This is a genomic window from Pseudoduganella aquatica (genome assembly GCF_009857595.1).
GTDB classification, from domain to species: domain Bacteria; phylum Pseudomonadota; class Gammaproteobacteria; order Burkholderiales; family Burkholderiaceae_D; genus Rugamonas; species Rugamonas aquatica_A.
In genome coordinates, this window is record NZ_WWCU01000064.1 from 1 (window position 1) to 16445 (window position 16445).

Consider the following 16445-nt stretch of genomic DNA (forward strand, 5'->3'; position numbering starts at 1 on the left):
TGCGGCCCGGCAGCGCGCCGGTGGCCATGCCCTCGCGCTCGCATATCCTGGCGATGGAACGCGCCCAGGCGGCCCCGGCCGCCGCGCCGCGCCAGAATCCGCTGGTGTCGGACGCGGTGCGGCGCGCCATGGTGGCGCGCGTGGCCAAGCAGGGCGTGAAGGACGCGGCGGTGCTGGGCGCGCTGGAAGCGGTGCCGCGCCATATGTTCATGGACGAGGCGCTGGCCTCGCAAGCCTATATCGACGCCTCGCTGCCGATCGGCCATCACCAGACCATTTCGCAGCCCTACATCGTGGCGCGCATGATAGAGGTGATGCGCAACGGCGGCCAGCTCAAGCGCGTGCTGGAGATCGGCACCGGCTGCGGCTACCAGGCCGCCGTGCTGTCCTGCCTGGCGCAGGAGGTGTTTTCCATCGAGCGCATCAAGCCGCTGCACGAGCTGGCCAAGGCCAATTTGCGCCCGCTGCGGCTAGCGAATCTACGCTTGCATTACGGAGATGGTATGCTTGGCCTGCCTCAGGCCGCCCCGTTCGACGGCATTATCCTGGCCGCCGCCGGCCTGGAAGTGCCGCAGGCGTTGCTCGACCAGCTCGCCATTGGCGGCCGCCTGGTCGCCCCGGTGGGCGCGCGCGCGCAGCACCTGGAGCTGGTGACGCGGCTCGGCAAGGCAGAATGGACCAGCCAGACGCTGGAGGACTGCCATTTCGTGCCTCTGCGCCCCGGGACCGTATAAGGTCACGCCGAAGTTTACCTACGAAGATGAGTATGACGAATAAGAGTTCCCTGTTATTGCTGAGCATTTCCCTGTGCGTGCTGAGCGCCTGTAGCACCGTGCCCAACCAGGCGCCCGTGGTCGACCGCACCACGCCGGTGGCCACCCCGCCGTCCGCCAAGCCGCCCGCGCCCAGCGAGGATGCGCAAAAGGAGCGCGACGAGCGCGGCCTGTACACCGTGAAGCGCGGCGACACGCTGATCCGCATCGCGCTCGAGCATGGCCAGAATTACCGCGACCTGGTGGCCTGGAACAACCTGGCCAACCCGAACGACATCAAGGTGGACCAGGTGCTGCGCGTGCAGCCGCCGGAATCGGTGGGCGGCGTGCAGACGCTGGCCGTGCCGCTGCCGGGCAGCACCGAGACCAAGGCGCCGGTGCTGAAAAAGACCGGCCCGCGCGGCGAGAAGAAGCCGTGGAGCGAAGGCGCGCTGGCCGAACTGCAGCGTTCCGACGACACCGACAGCGGCAACGGCAAGCCCGCGCCTGCGCGCGTGGACAAGCCGGTGCAGGCCGCCGCCCCGGCGCCGGCAGCCGCCGCGCCGGCCGCAGCGGCCCTGCAGCTGAGCGCCGAGGACCGCGAGCTGAGCTGGGCCTGGCCGTCCGAGGGCCGCGTGGTCGCCACCTTCGACGAAGGCAAGAACAAGGGACTCGATATCGCCGGCAAGGCAGGCCAGCAGGTGATGGCGGCAAGTGCAGGAAAAGTGATGTATGCCGGTAGCGGCATCCGTGGATATGGTAATCTCGTTATTGTGAAGCACAGTAATAGTCTGCTGTCGGCCTATGCGCATAACCGGACCATCCTGGTGAAGGAAGGGGATAGCGTGCGCAAGGGGCAGATGATTGCAGAAATGGGGGATTCAGATACCGACGCCGTCAAGCTGCACTTTGAAATCAGGCAGCAGGGCAAGCCGGTCGATCCATCGAAGTTCTTGCCTAACCGCTAGCTACCCATGACACACTCGCCGCACGACCGCCTGGATGACGATGCCCTGCCGGATGATTTTCCGGACGAGCAAATCGACGATGCAGCCGGCGACGGCGATGCGGAAGACGGCGATGTGGGCGGCGCCAGCGGCGCGGCGCCGGAAGTGGGCGCGGTGCTGGAAAGCGTCGACGAGCTGAAAAAAGTGCTGGCCGCCGAGCTGTCCACCGACACCACCCAGCACTACCTGAATCAGATCGGCACGCGCCCGCTGCTGACCGCGCCGCAAGAGGTGCACTACGCCACGCTGGCCAAGGCGGGCGACTTCTCCGCCCGCCAGACCATGATCGAGCACAATCTGCGGCTCGTCGTTTCCATCGCCAAGCACTACATCAACCGCGGCGTGGTCCTGCTCGACATGATCGAAGAGGGCAACATCGGCCTGATGCGCGCCATCGACAAGTTCGAGCCCGAGCGCGGCTTCCGCTTCTCCACCTACGCCACCTGGTGGATACGCCAGAGCATAGAGCGCGCCATCATGAACCAGGCGCGCACGGTGCGCCTGCCGGTGCACATGGTGCGCGAACTGAACCAGATCTTGCGCGGCAAATACCACCTGGAGGCGCAGCACCACAACGGCAAGGACGCCACCGCCGAGGATATCGCCGAATTGGTGGGGCGCCCGGTGGAGGAGGTGCAGGACATCCTGGCCCTGTCCGAGCACGCCACCTCGCTGGACGCGCCGCTCGACAACGATCCGCAATCGTCGCTGATGGACATGCTGCCCGGCGACAGCGACGACGCGCCGGACGCGCGCGCCGAACACCACGAAATGACGGTGCTGGTGCGCGACTGGCTGACCAAGCTGCCGGACAAGCAGCGCATCGTCATCATGCGCCGCTTCGGGCTGGATAACGACGATCCGGCCACGCTGGAAACCCTGGCCGAGGAAATGGGCGTCACGCGCGAGCGGGTGCGCCAGATCCAGCAGGAAGCGCTGGTCAAGCTGAAGCGCGCCATGGCCGCGCGCGGCGTGGTGCGCGACTCCCTGTTGTAAAACCGCCGGCCGGTCCCCGCCGCCGCCCGCGACCTGCGGGCGCGCATCTGCTATCATATCGCCCTTCCGAAAGCCCCTGCGGCTTGCTTTAGTCTCCCAATTCTCTTGAACGTTATGCAAGACACTATCATCGACATCAAATCGCTCGACATGGACGCCCGCGGCGTCGGCCACATCGAAAACGAAGACGGTACGCCGGGCAAGGTAGTCTTCGTGGAGGGCGCGCTGCCGGGCGAGCGCGTCACCTTCGCAACGTTCAAGAAAAAGAAGAACTGGGAAGCGGCCAGCCTGGTCGAGATCCGCAAGGAGTCGGCCATGCGCATCAAGCCCAAGTGCGTGCACTTCGACTATTGCGGCGGCTGCTCCATGCAGCACCTGGAGCCGAGCGCGCAGGTGGCCATCAAGCAGCGCACGCTGGAGGACAACCTCTGGCACCTGTCCAAGGTCAAAGCCGGCAACGTGATGCGCCCGATGTACGGCCCGACCTGGGGCTACCGCTACCGCGCGCGCCTGTCGGTGCGCTTCGTCGCCAAGAAGAACACGGTGCTGGTCGGCTTCCATGAAAAGAAATCGTCCTACGTGGCCGACATCCAGAGCTGCCAGATCCTGCCGCCGCACGTGTCGGACATGATGATGCCGCTGCGCGCCCTGGTCGGCTCGCTGAGCATCTTCGACAAGGTGCCGCAGATCGAACTGGCCATCGGCGAAGACCTGACCGTGCTGGTGCTGCGCAATATGGAGCCGCTGACGGCCGACGACGAGACCAAGGTGAAAGCCTTCGCCGACCAGTACAACATCCAGTGGTGGCTGCAGCCCAAAGGTCCGGACACCGCCTATCCCTTCTACCCGCTCGACAAGCAGCTGCACTATCTGCTGCCCGAGTTCAATGTGCGCATGCCGTTCAAGCCGGTCGACTTCACGCAGGTAAACCACCACATCAACCGCGTGCTGGTGTCCAAGGCGCTGCGCCTGCTGGAAGTGCAGCCGCAAGACCGCGTGGCCGACCTGTTCTGCGGCCTGGGCAACTTCACGCTGCCGCTGGCCACCCAGGCGCGCGAAGTGGTGGGTATCGAAGGCAGCACCGCGCTGACCGAGCGCGCGCTGTCGAACGCGGTGGTGAACGGCGTGTCGGAAAAGACCAGCTTCATGACGCGCAACCTGTTCGAAGTGACCAAGGACGACCTGATCGCCCTCGGCAAATTCGACCGCATGCTGATCGACCCGCCGCGCGACGGCGCCATGGCTCTGTCGCTGGCGCTGGCGGAACTGAAGAAGACCCACCCGGAGCTGCTGCCGAAGCGCATCGTCTACGTGTCGTGCAGCCCATCCACGCTGGCGCGCGACTCCGGCGTGCTGGTGCACCTGTGCGGCTATGTGCTGAACAAGGCCGGCGTGGTGAACATGTTCCCGCACACCTCGCACGTGGAATCGATGGCCGTGTTCGACCTGGATATCGACGCGCTGGTGACCCAGCTGGCCGACGGCCGTGACATCCCGGCCGCCGTGGCGCCGGAAGAAGCCGTCAACCCGCTGGGCGCCGCAGCCTAAGCCGCCTCCGTTCCCGGGCGGGCCGGGCTCCAGGCATGGTTGACATGCGTTAGTGGATTTGCAACACTGGCGGCTGCATCCAGCCTGGGAGTCCATATGCGCGCCGTGCCGACTTTAGCCTTACTGTGCCTGCTGTCCTTCGCCGCGCAGGCGCAGACGGCGGTGGAAGCGTTTTCGCCGCAAGGCGTGGTGAAAGGCGTGCGGCAGGTGACGGCGCGCTTCAGTGCGCAAATGGTCCCCCTCGGCGACCTGCGCCTGAGCGACCCCTTCGATGCCGACTGCGGCGGCGCCAAGGCGCCGGCAGGGCAGGGCCGCTGGGTCGACGGCAGCAGCTGGGTCTACGACTTCGAGCGCGACCTGCCGGCCGGCGTTGCGTGCCGCTTCACCCTCAAGCCCGCGCTGAACGACGTGGCGGGCAAAGCGCTGGGCGGTGAGCGCAGCTACAGCTTCAACACCGGCGGCCCCTCCGTGCTGCTTTCCATGCCGCGCAGCGGCGCCGGCTATATCGATGAAAACCAGGTCTTCGTGCTCGCGCTTGACGCGGCGGTGCGCGCGGAGGACATCGCGCAGCACGCCTACTGCACCGCCGAAGGCATCAACGAAAAAATCCCGCTGCGCCTGATCGAAGGCAAAGAACGCCAGCAGGTGCTCGATGCGCGCAAGGACGGCCGGCGGCAGATGCCGGTCAGTGTGGTGCAGTGCAAGCGCAGCCTGCCGCAGGACGCCAAGGTGACGCTGGTGTGGAGCGCGGCCATCGCAACGCCGGGCGGTCTGGCCAATGAGCACGACCAGGTGCTGAGCTTCAAGACGCGCCCCGACTTCACCGCCAGCTTCCAGTGTGAACGTCCGTCCGCCAAGGGCCGCTGCGTTCCGTTCCAGCCGGTGCGCGTAAACTTCAGCGCGCCCGTGCGCATGGTGGACGCGCGCGCCATCGTCTTGTCCGGCCCCGGCGGCAAGAGCTGGAAGCCGCAGTTCTCCAAAGAGGAAGCCCAGTCGGAGTACGTCAACGGCGTGAACATTCCCGGACCTTTCCCCGAGCAAGCCAGGCTGCGCCTGGTGCTGCCGGATGCGCTCAAGGACGATGCGGGCCGCAGCCTGCTGAACCAGGCTCGCTTCCCGCTGGCCGTGCAGACCGGCGACATGCCGCCGCTGGTGAAATTCCCCGCCCGCTTCGGCATTATCGAGGCGCGCGGCGACAAGCTGCTGCCCGTCACGGTGCGCAACGTGGAGCCGGTCCTGGCCGCGCGCAAAGCGAAAGCCGGCGGCGATGGCGCCAAGGGCGCCGAGGGGGCCATGCTGCGGCTCGACGGCCCGGACCCGCAGCAGGACCTGCAAGTGATCGCCTGGCTGCGCCGCCTTACCGGCAAGACCCGCGACCGGGGCTGGGTGCCGGGCGAACTGTGGCAGCTGAACGAATCCGTGTTCACCGAACCGAAAGGCAAACCGCAGCCGAAGACCGAACGCTTCACCCTGCCCAAGCCCGGCGGCGGCAAGGCGTTTGAAGTGATCGGCATCCCGCTGCGCAAGCCGGGCTTTTATGTGGTGGAGCTGGCCAGTCCCAAGCTCGCGCTGGCGCTGCAGGGCAAACCCGGCCAGGCTTATGTGAGCGCGGCGGCGCTGGTGACGAATATGGTGGCGCACTTCAAGCACGGCGCCGAGTCCTCGCTGGTGCGGGTCACCACGCTGGACAAGGGCCAGCCCGTGCCCAATGCGCAAGTGGCCGTGCGCGCCTGCACCGGCAAGCTGCTGTGGCAAGGCCGCACGGACGCGATGGGCGTGGCCAGCATACGCGAGGAGATCCAGCACGGGGGCTGTCCCTACAACGAAGGCTATTTCGTCAGCGCCCGCAGCGGCGGCGACATGACGTTCACGCTGTCGAACTGGTCCGAGGGCATAGAAAGCTGGCGCTTCAACGTGCCTACCGAAGAGTTGGGCGCGGACAAAACAGTCGCTGCCACGGTATTCGACCGCACCCTGCTGCGCGCCGGAGAAACGGTGCACATGAAGCACTTCCTGCGCCGCCGCAATGCCGGCGGCTTCGCCTACGGCACGCCGCAGGCCAGCGATGCCAAGGTGATTATCACGCACCAGGGCAGCGAGCAGAAATACGAACTGCCGCTGGCATGGAGCAGCGGCGGCGTGGCGGAGAGCGCATGGACCATACCGGCCGACGCGAAGCAGGGCACATACGACGTGATGTATGAAGGCCGCTCCGGCGGCAGCTTCCGCGTCGAGCAGTTCCGCGTGCCGACCATGAAGGCGCTGCTGCAAGGCCCGTCCGCGCCGGTGGTGCAGGCGGAGCAGCTGGCGCTGGATGTGCAGCTCAGCTATCTGTCCGGCGGCGGCGCGGCAGGCGCGCAGGTCAAGCTGCGCACCACGCAGCAGGGACGCAACGTCTCCTTCGAGGACTACGACGATTTCGCCTTCGCCATGGGCGATGTCAAGCCGGGCAAGGTCAAGGAAGGCGCGGCGCTCGAGGAGGACGAGGGCGAATATGAAGGCATGCCGGGAGAAGGCGAAGGCGCGGGCGATGCGAATGCGCCGGTGAAAACGCAGAGCCTCACGCTGGACCGCGCGGGCGGCGCGCGCGTGGTGGTGGACAAGCTGCCCAGGCTGGAGCAGCCCGCGTCGCTGTTCGCGGAGATGTCCTACCAGGACGCGAACGGCGAAACGCTGTCCTCGTCCACCAGCGTGCCGCTATGGCCTGCGAATGTCGTCATCGGCATCAAGCCGGACAGTTGGGTGCTGAGCAAGGCCGCGCTCAAATTCCAGGTGGCCGTGCTGGACACGCAAGGCAAGCCCGTCGCGGGGGCGCCGGTGGAGGTGGACTTCTTCCAGCGCCTGAACTATTCGCACCGGCGGCGCTTGATAGGCGGCTTCTACGCCTACGAGAACAACAGCGAAATCAAGGCGCTCGGCAAAGCCTGCGCAGGCGTCACCGACGCCCACGGCCTGCTGGTGTGCCAGGTGGCCGCGCCGGAGTCCGGCAATCTGATCCTGCGTGCGAAGACGCAGGACAGCGAACAGCGCGTGGCCGTCACCAACCGCGAAACCTGGGTGGCGGACGGCGACAACTGGTGGTTCAAGGCCAGCGACGACGACCGCATCGACCTGCTGCCCGAGCGCAAGCGCTACGAGCCGGGCGAAACTGCCACCTTCCAGCTGCGCATGCCCTTCCGTTCGGCGACCGCGCTGGTGACGGTGGAGCGCGAAGGCATACTCGATACCTATGTGCGGGAGCTGTCCGGCTCTTCGCCCGTGTTCAGCATTCCCGTCAAGCCGAACTACGCGCCGAATATGTTCGTGTCCGCGCTGGTGGTGCGCGGCCGCGTGGCGGGCGTGCAGCCCACCGCGCTGGTCGACCTGGGCAAGCCCGCCTACAAGATGGGACTGGCGCAGCTGCGCGTGGGCTGGGCCGCGCACGAGCTGAAGGTGGCGGTGAAGACCGACCGCCAGTTATACAAGGTGCGCGAGCGGGCGCAGGTCTCGGTCAAGGTCACGCGGGCCGACGGCTCGCCCGCGCCGGCCGGCGCCGAGGTGGCGCTGGCGGCGGTGGACGTTGGCCTGCTGGAGCTGATGCCGAATGCCAGCTGGGATCTGCTGGAGACGATGATGCAGCAGCGCGGCCTGCAAGTGGAAACCGCGACGGCGCAGATGCAGGTGGTGGGCAAGCGCCACTTCGGCCGCAAGGCGGTGCCGCACGGCGGTGGCGGCGGCAAGGGCGGCGGACGCGAGCTGTTCGATACGCTGCTGTTCTGGAAAGGCCGCGTCAAGCTCGACGCCAACGGCGAGGCCAGCGTGCAGGTGCCTGTCAACGACTCGTTGACCGCGTTCCGCATTGTCGCCATCGCCACCGCGAACGCGGATTTGTTCGGCACCGGCCGCGCGGAAATCCGCAGCTCGCAGGACGTGATGCTGCTTTCCGGCCTGCCCGCCATGGTGCGCGAAGGCGACAAGTTCCGCGCCGGTTTCACGCTGCGCAACGCCACCGGGCGCGACCTGACGGTGGAGCTGGGCGCGCAAGTGTCCGGCAAGGCGCTGCCGCGCCAGAGCGTGGCCATCGCCGCCGGCATGGCGCAGGAAGTGGGCTGGGACTACCAGGCGCCCGCAGGCGCCACCGAACTGGCGTGGGACGTAACGGCCGGCGTTGCGGGCGCGGAGGCCGCATCCTCGGACCGCCTGCGCGTGAAGCAGGCAGTGAAGACCGCCGTGCAGGTGCGCACGCTGCAGGCCACGCTGCTCCAGCTCGACAAGCCGCAATCCATGCAGGTGCAGATGCCGGCCGATGCGCTGCCGGGACGCGGCGGCGTGCAGACGCTGTTTGCCGCGCGCCTGGGCAGCGAACTGCCCGGCGTGCGCGACTACATGCAAGCCTATCCCTACACCTGCTTCGAGCAGAACACCTCGCGCGCCATCGCCCTGCGCGACCGCGAGCGCTGGCAGAAGCTGGCCGCGCAGCTGCCCGCCTACCTGGACAGCGACGGCCTGCTGAAATACTTCCCGGTGATGGAGCAGGGCAGCGACTCGCTCACCGCCTATGTCCTGTCGGCCGTGCAGGAAGCCGGCTTCACCATCCCCGCCGAACTGAAAGCGCGCATGGAAGACGCCTTGCTGAACTTCGTGCAAGGCCGCATCACGCGCGGTTCGCCGCTCGCCACGGCGGACCTGGCGGTGCGCAAGGTGGCTGCGCTGGAAGCGCTGTCGCGCGTGGACCGGGTGACGGCCGCCGAGCTGGAATCCTTCACCCCGGAGCCGAACCTGTGGCCCACCTCGGCCGTCATCGACTGGTATCTGATCCACCAGCGCGTGGCCAAGCTGCCCGAGCGCGACAAGCGGCTGGCGCAGGCGCAGCAGATCCTGCGCGCGCGCCTCAACCTGCAAGGCACCACCATGAGCTTCTCCACCGAGCGCAATGACAACTGGTGGTGGCTGATGGTGTCGGGCGACGTGAACGCCAACCGCCTGCTACTGGCCATGGCGGACAACCCGGCATGGAAAACGGACATGGGCCGCCTGGCGCGCGGCGCGCTGGGACGCCAGCACAAGGGGCGCTGGAACACCACGGTGGCCAACGCCTGGGGCGTGCTGGCGCTGGATAAATTCTCGGACAAATTCGAGCGCGAGCCGGTGCGGGGCAGCAGCACGGCGGCGATCGGCGGCGCCAGCAAGAGCGTGGTCCTGGACGCAAGCACGGCCAGCGGCAGCGCGCTGCTGCCCTGGCCGCGCGGCTCTGCCGAGCTGTCGCTCAAGCACGCGGGCAGCGGCAAGCCCTGGGTGACGGTGCAAAGCCTGGCCGCCATTCCGCTGAAGGCGCCGATTTCGTCCGGCTACAAGATCGTCAAGACCATCACGCCGGTTGAGCAGGCGGTGAAGGGCGCCTGGACGCGCGGCGACGTCTATCGTGTGCGCCTGGACCTGGAAGCCCAGGCCGACATGACCTGGGTGGTGGTCGACGATCCGATTCCCGCCAGTGCCTCCGTGCTGGGCACGGGGCTGGGCAAGGACTCGCAGCTGATGACGGCGGGCGAAAAGAGCAAGGGCTGGGTGTGGCCGGCTTTCCAGGAGCGCACCTTTGAAGCCTTCCGTTCGTACTACGAGTACGTCCCGAAAGGCAAATGGAGCGTCGAGTACACGGTGCGCCTGAATAACGCCGGCCAGTTCCAGCTGCCGCCCACGCGCGTCGAAGCCATGTACAGCCCGGAAGCCTTCGCCGAGTTTCCCAACGCCGCCGTGAGCGTGAAATGATCGCGATGCGCGCCCGCCGCAGCCGGCTTGGCGCGTCCGCCTTGCTGCTGTTGCTGGCCTGCGCTCCGTGCCGCGCCGTCCCCACGCTGGCCGAGGTGCAAGCCGCCTACCGCGCCTCCGATTCAACCCTGCTGGACCGCAACGGCGTGGCGATCCAGTCGCTGCGCGTGGACCTTGCCGCGCGGCGCCTGCCGTGGGTGAAGCTGGACGACGTTTCTCCCGCCGTGGGCGCGGCCGTCATGCAAGCCGAAGACCAGCGCTTCATGCAGCACGGCGGCGTCGATCTGGAAGCGCTGGGCAAGGCCGCCTGGGACAACCTGTTCCGCCGCCGTCCGCGCGGCGCCTCCACCATCACCATGCAATTGGCCGCGCAGCTGGACCCGGCCCTGCAGTCCGCAGCCGCAGGCCGCAGCTGGAAGCAGAAATGGGACCAGGCCCGCGCCGCGCAGGAACTGGACCAGGCCTGGACCAAGCCGCAGATCATGGAAGCCTATCTGAACCTCGTCACCTTCCGGGGGGAGCTGCAGGGCATAGGCGCGGCGGCGCGGGGCCTGTTCGGCAAAGCGCCGTCCGGCCTGAACCTGGCCGAATCGGCCATCCTGGCCAGCCTGCTGCGCGCACCGTCTGCTGCGCCCAGGCTGGTTGCGCGGCGCGCCTGCGCGCTAGCCAAGGAATTGAACGCCCATACGGCATGCTCCGCCATTGAGAGCACCGCGGCCGGCGCCTTCGCGCGCTCGGCCGCCATGGCGGTGCTGGCGCCCGCGCCGCAAGTGGCGCAGAAGCTGTTGACCGCGCCGTCCCAGCAGGTGCGCAGCACGCTGGACGCGGGCCTGCAGCGCTTTGCGCAAGCGGCCTTGCGCCAGCAGATCATGTCCCTGCGCGAGCGCAACGTGAAAGACGGCGCGCTGGTGGTGCTGGACAACGCCAGCGGCGACATCCTGGCCTACGTCGGCAACGCAGGCGGCAGCGAGGTCGATGGCGTGGCCGCGCTGCGCCAGGCCGGCTCCACCTTGAAGCCCTTCCTGTACGGGCTGGCGCTGGAACGCAAGCAGCTTACCGCCGCCTCGCTGCTGGACGATACGGCGGTCGACATCTCAACCTCGTCCGGCCTCTACATCCCGCAGAACTACGACAAGGAATTCAAAGGCTACGTCAGTGCCCGCACCAGCCTGGCCGGTTCGCTCAACGTGCCAGCCGTGCGCACCCTGATGATGGTGGGCCTGGACCGCTTCCACGAGCGCCTGCGCAGCCTGGGCCTGGACAGCCTGACCGAAGCGGCCGACTACTACGGCTATTCGCTGGCGCTGGGCTCGGCCGACGTCAGCCTGCTGGAGCTGTCCAACGCCTACCGCACCCTGGCCAGCGGCGGCATGCAGGGCACGGCCAGCCTGCTGCCGCGCGCGCCGGAGCGCAAGCACCGCGTGCTGGATGCGCGCGCCGCCTTCATCGTCGGCGACATCCTGTCGGACCGCGCCGCGCGCAGCGTCACCTTTGGACTAAAGAACGAGCTGGCCACCACCTTCTGGGCGGCGGTCAAGACCGGCACCAGCAAGGACATGCGCGACAACTGGTGCGTGGGCTACAGCGAGCGCTACACCGTGGGCGTCTGGGTCGGCAATTTCGACGGCGGCTCGATGTGGGACGTGTCCGGCGTCACCGGCGCTGCGCCGGTCTGGCGCGACGTGATGGACTATCTGCACCAGCATGTCCCCAGCCGCGCGCCGGCCGTGCCGCCCGGCGTGCTGCGGCGCGACGTGGCCTGGCAGCCCGCATTCGAGCCGCCGCGCGCCGAATGGTTCATTGCCGGCACGGAGAGCGCCGAAGTGGCGCTGCTGCAAGACGCCCGCCGCGCCCCGCGCATCCTGTACCCGGCCGACGCCAGCATCATCGCCATCGACCCGGACATCCCCGACGCCAGCCAGCGCGTGTTCTTCCAGGCCCAGGCAGGGCAGGGCCTGCGCTGGGAGCTGGACGGCGCCACCCTCGGCCCCGCTTCCGCCAGCTACGCCTGGCGGCCCGCGCCCGGCCCGCACACCCTGGCCCTGCTCGATGCGGCCGGCAGCCCGGTCGCCACCACCCGCTTTAGCGTGCGCGGCGCGGTCCGCGAACCATAATTGCTGTTGCGGCGGCGCTGGCGGGTTACGCAGCTGCGCTGCTAACCCGCCCTACCATGTCGGAGGGCGGCCGAGGTTGGGAAGGGGGGCGTAGGGCGGGTTAGCGCGGCGCAGCCGCGCGTAACCCGCCATTGCATGCCGTGCGGCGGCATGAAAAAAGCCGGCGCGAGGCCGGCTTTTTGAGGGGGAGGGGGCTAGCGCTTAGTCGCGCTCGCCGCCGGCCAGGCCGAGCAGGCTCAGCAGGCTGGTGAAGATGTTGTACACGTCCAGGTACAGGGCCAGGGTGGCGCTGACGTAGTTGGTTTCACCGCCGTTCACGATCTGCTGCACGTCATACAGGATGTAGGCCGAGAAAATACCGATCACCATCACCGAGATCGCAATGTGCAGGGCAGGCATCTGGAAGTAGATGTTGGCCAGGCTGGCGACGATCATCACGATCACGCCCGCGAACAGCCACTTGCCCATGGCCGAGAAGTCGCGCTTGGACACGGTGGCGATGCTGGCCAGCGTGGCAAACACGGCCGCCGTGCCGCCGAAGGCCAGCATGATCAGCGAACCGCCGTTGGAAAAGCCCAGGGTGCGCGTCAGCAGCGGCGTCAGCATCAGGCCCATGAAGAAGGTGAAGCCCAGCAGCAGGCCCACGCCCAGTCCGCTGTTCTTGTTCTTTTCGATGCCCCAGATAAAGCCGTAGGCGATCGCCATGAAGACGATAAAGCCGATAAAGCCGCGCGGCACGGGAACGTGCATCAGCACGCCGGCGAAGGCGCCCAGCACGGTCGGGATCATCGACAGGGCCAGCAGCCAGTAGGTGTTGCGCAGTACGTTGTGGCGTACCGCCATGCTGTTTGCGCTGCTGCCGGACAGGTCGTAGGTTTTCTGCAGGTTGATCATGAATTGCCTCCAAAGGATAGGTGCGGAGCACCGCTTGCTAAAAGCATAGCACGCTCGGCCCAAAAGGCGCAAAAACCGGCTTAGAGGGGGCTTAAAATCGGGCCTGGCAGTGAATATGGGTCGGGGTATGGGGTTCTATGGTAAAATCGAAGGTTGATTGAGTCATCAATTTTGTTTTAAACCTTTCTTTTTATTGGAGTTTTTCAAATGGCAATCGAACGCACCCTGTCGATCATCAAACCAGACGCAGTTGCAAAAAACGTTATCGGCCAAATCTACAGCCGTTTCGAAGGCGCTGGCCTGAAGATCGTTGCTGCGCAAATGAAGCAGCTGTCGCGTGAAGAGGCTGAAGGTTTCTACGCTGCGCACAAAGAGCGCGGCTTCTTCAAGGATCTGGTTGACTTCATGGTCTCCGGTCCTGTCATGATCCAGGCACTGGAAGGCGAGAACGCAGTCCTGAAAAACCGCGAACTGATGGGCGCAACCGATCCTAAGAAGGCAGAAAAAGGCACCATCCGCGCCGACTTCGCCGATTCGATCGACGCCAACGCTGTCCACGGTTCCGACGCTGTCGAAGCCGCCGCCGTTGAAATCGCTTACTTCTTCGGTAAGTAATTTTCGCAATACCCCGTTTCCACCCCGCCCCGGCGGGTGGAAACGGTGTTTTTTAGAACTGTTTTGAACCCTGAAATGAATACGCCCGTGAACGCCGCCCCTCTGACCAACCTTCTGGATTTCGATCCGGAACAACTGATCGCCTACTGTGCGGAGTTGGGTGAGAAGCCGTTCCGTGCCAAGCAGCTGCAGCGCTGGATCCACCAGTTCGGCGCGTCGGACTTCGATTCGATGACCGACCTGGCCAAGTCGCTGCGCGACAAGCTGAAAACCCGCGCCCACATCACGGCGCCGGCCATCATCAGCGACCATACCTCCACCGACGGCACCCGCAAATGGCTGGTCGACGTCGGCAACGGCAACGCCGTCGAAACCGTGTTCATTCCGGAAGAAAACCGCGGCACGCTGTGCATCTCCACCCAGGCCGGCTGCGCCGTGAACTGCCGCTTCTGCTCCACCGGCAAGCAGGGCTTCTCGCGCAACCTGACCGTGGGCGAAATCATCGGCCAGCTGTGGATGGCCGAATTCGAACTGCGCCGCACCAAGGGCATCGAGCCCGGCCCGAAAGGCGAGCGCCAGATCACCAACGTGGTGATGATGGGCATGGGCGAGCCGCTGCTGAACTTCGACCCGACCGCCACCGCGCTGAAACTCATGCTGGACGACAACGCCTACGGCCTGTCGCGCCGCCGCGTGACCCTGTCCACCTCCGGCGTCGTGCCGATGATGGACAAGCTGTCCCAGGTGGTGCCGGTGGCGCTGGCCGTGTCCCTGCACGCCTCGAACGACCCGCTGCGCGACGGCCTGGTGCCGCTGAACAAGAAATACCCGCTGGCCGAGTTGATGGCCGCGTGCAAGCGCTACCTGGAATTCGCCCCGCGCGACTTCATCACTTTTGAATATTGCATGCTGGACGGCTTCAACGACAGCGACGACAACGCGCGCGAGCTGGTGGCCCTGGTCAAGCACCGCGAGTTCGGCGTCAACTGCAAATTCAACCTGATTCCGTTCAACCCCTTCCCGGAATCGGGCCTGTTCCGCTCGAAAAACGAGCGTATCAAGCAGTTCGCCCAGATCCTGATGGACGCCGGCATCGTCACCACCATCCGCAAAACGCGCGGCGACGATATCGACGCCGCCTGCGGCCAGCTGGCCGGCGAAGTGCAAGACCGTACCCGCGTGCAGGAGCGCATGGGTAAAATGGCCGAATACCAGAAGAAATTCGGCGCCGACTTCGGCAAGATCGTGGAGATCCGTTCCTGATGACCGTACTAGCCCACCGCTGCCTGCTGCGCCTCGCCGCCCTCGGCCTGGCCGGGCTGCTGTGCGGCTGCGCGTCGACCTCGGCGCCTGCGCCGGGGCAGAGCGGCAAGGCCGAGCTGGCCACCGCATCGGACCAGACGGCGGCGCAAAAGCGCGCCGAGATCCGCATGCAGCTGGCCATAGGCTACTACCAGCAGGGCCAGTATGCGGTGGCGCTGGACGAAATCAAGAAGGCCCTGGCGGCCGAGCCCGAGAAGGTGGACGCCTACGCCATGCGCGCCCTGATCTATATGGCGATGGATGAGCGCGAGCTGGCCGAGGACAACTTCGTGCGCGCCCTGAAAATGGCGCCGGACAATCCGGAAGTGAACAACAATTATGGTTCCTTCCTGTGCCGTCACGGCCGCGTAGCCGAATCGTTCAAGTATTTCGACGCCGCGCTGGCTGTGCGCAATTACCAGTCGCCGGCGGATGCCTACAATAACGCGGGCAATTGCGCGCTGAAGCTGAAAGATAACAGCACGGCAGAGAAGTATCTGCTGCCGGCATTGAAGATTGCGCCGGACGTGCCGGCGACCAACGCCAACCTGGCGCGGATCTACTACGAGCGGCGCGACTACGTGCGCGCCGGTTTTTTCATTACCCGGCTGGGCAAGCTAGCCAAAATGGACAGCTTGTCGGCTGACGTGCTGTGGCTTGCAATCAGGGTGCAGCATAAACTCGGCGACACGGGCGCGGAATCGGCTTGGGTGACGCAATTGCGCCGCCACCATACCGGCTCGCCGGAATATGCTGCCTATCAACGTGGGGCGTTTGATGAGTGAGACAGGTATACCTATGAATTCAGAGTGGGCGGAACAGCCTGAGAAGCAGAGCGGCACGCCCGGTGCGCAGCTGAAGGCCCAGCGCGAAGCGCTGGGATTGACCGTGGACCAGATTGCCGATCAGCTGAAGCTGGCGCCGCGCCAGGTGGTGGCGCTGGAAGCGGGCGACTACGCGGCCCTGCCCAATATGGCCGTCACGCGCGGCTTTGTGCGCGCTTACGCCAAAGTGCTGAAGCTGGATGCTTCGCCGCTGGTGGCGATGATAGAAGTGAACCCGGCGACCAGCCAGGAAACCGCGCCGCCCGTGCGCCGCGAAAAAATTTCCGCCACGTTCTCGGAGTCGCGCTTCCCGTCGCTCACGCAGCGCTCGTCCAAGCCTGCGGGCTGGGTGATAGGCGCGGCCGTGGTGGCCGTGGTGGTGGCCGTTGCCGGCGCCTACCAGGCCGGCATGATTCCCAACCTGCTGCACAGCGCCAAGGAAGAAGTGCCCGCCGCCAGCGCGCCCGCCGTGGCGCCGCTGGAAACCGTGGCCAAGCCGGGCGCCGATACCGCGCCGCTGATTTCGCCCAATGTGCCGCTGGTGTCCCTGCCTCCGGCAGACACCACGCCCGGCGCCGCCGCGTCGGCGGCCAGCCCGGCAGCAACGCCGGCCGGCGCAAGTCCTGCCGCCGCCGCGCCTGCACCTGC

11 protein-coding genes are annotated in these 16445 nt (G+C 66.5%); 10 read left to right on the forward strand and 1 reads right to left on the reverse strand.

Annotation, left to right across the window (positions count from 1 at the left end; genetic code table 11):
• The 6 genes from GTP77_RS28580 to pbpC all read left to right on the forward strand — a co-directional run.
• Positions 1–734 (forward strand): protein-L-isoaspartate(D-aspartate) O-methyltransferase (locus tag GTP77_RS28580; RefSeq protein ID WP_161075547.1); only part of this gene is annotated, 734 nt, incomplete at its 5' end.
• Between the two features lie 32 nt (positions 735–766).
• Positions 767–1720, forward strand: a complete 954-nt coding sequence (locus tag GTP77_RS28585) for a peptidoglycan DD-metalloendopeptidase family protein (protein ID WP_161075548.1) — start codon at positions 767–769, stop codon at positions 1718–1720.
• A 6-nt stretch (positions 1721–1726) separates the two neighbouring features.
• Positions 1727–2755 carry an RNA polymerase sigma factor RpoS gene (gene rpoS / locus GTP77_RS28590; RefSeq protein WP_161075549.1) on the forward strand — a complete coding sequence of 343 codons (1029 nt, stop codon included), beginning with the start codon at positions 1727–1729 and terminating at the stop codon, positions 2753–2755.
• Positions 2756–2869: 114 nt separating this feature from the next.
• Entirely contained in the window at positions 2870–4303 is a 1434-nt protein-coding gene (gene rlmD, locus GTP77_RS28595) for a 23S rRNA (uracil(1939)-C(5))-methyltransferase RlmD (RefSeq protein WP_161075550.1), read from the forward strand.
• Between the two features lie 96 nt (positions 4304–4399).
• Complete coding sequence (locus GTP77_RS28600; RefSeq protein ID WP_161075551.1) at positions 4400–10048, forward strand: alpha-2-macroglobulin family protein; 5649 nt, start codon at positions 4400–4402, stop codon at positions 10046–10048.
• Positions 10045–12162 carry a penicillin-binding protein 1C gene (pbpC, locus tag GTP77_RS28605; RefSeq protein WP_229202407.1) on the forward strand — a complete coding sequence of 706 codons (2118 nt, stop codon included), beginning with the start codon at positions 10045–10047 and terminating at the stop codon, positions 12160–12162. Before GTP77_RS28600 ends, pbpC begins: the two co-directional genes overlap by 4 nt.
• Positions 12163–12363: 201 nt before the next feature.
• Here pbpC and GTP77_RS28610 read toward each other — a convergent pair whose 3' ends face one another.
• Entirely contained in the window at positions 12364–13056 is a 693-nt protein-coding gene (locus tag GTP77_RS28610) for a Bax inhibitor-1/YccA family protein (RefSeq protein WP_161075552.1), read from the reverse strand.
• Positions 13057–13263: 207 nt separating this feature from the next.
• On the opposite strand from GTP77_RS28610, the gene ndk reads away from it, so the two are divergent.
• From ndk to GTP77_RS28630, 4 genes are all read left to right on the forward strand, one after another.
• Positions 13264–13671 (forward strand): nucleoside-diphosphate kinase, encoded by a 408-nt coding sequence (gene ndk / locus GTP77_RS28615; protein WP_090314593.1) that lies wholly within the window; start codon positions 13264–13266, stop codon positions 13669–13671.
• 75 nt (positions 13672–13746) lie between these two features.
• Positions 13747–14934, forward strand: coding sequence for a dual-specificity RNA methyltransferase RlmN (gene rlmN, locus GTP77_RS28620; protein WP_161075553.1), 1188 nt, complete (start codon positions 13747–13749; stop codon positions 14932–14934).
• Positions 14934–15758 (forward strand): type IV pilus biogenesis/stability protein PilW, encoded by an 825-nt coding sequence (gene pilW / locus GTP77_RS28625; RefSeq protein WP_161075554.1) that lies wholly within the window; start codon positions 14934–14936, stop codon positions 15756–15758. The genes rlmN and pilW overlap by 1 nt, the downstream gene beginning before the upstream one ends.
• A 13-nt stretch (positions 15759–15771) precedes the next feature.
• The coding region (locus GTP77_RS28630; protein ID WP_161075555.1) for a helix-turn-helix domain-containing protein at positions 15772–16445 on the forward strand (674 nt) is incomplete at its 3' end.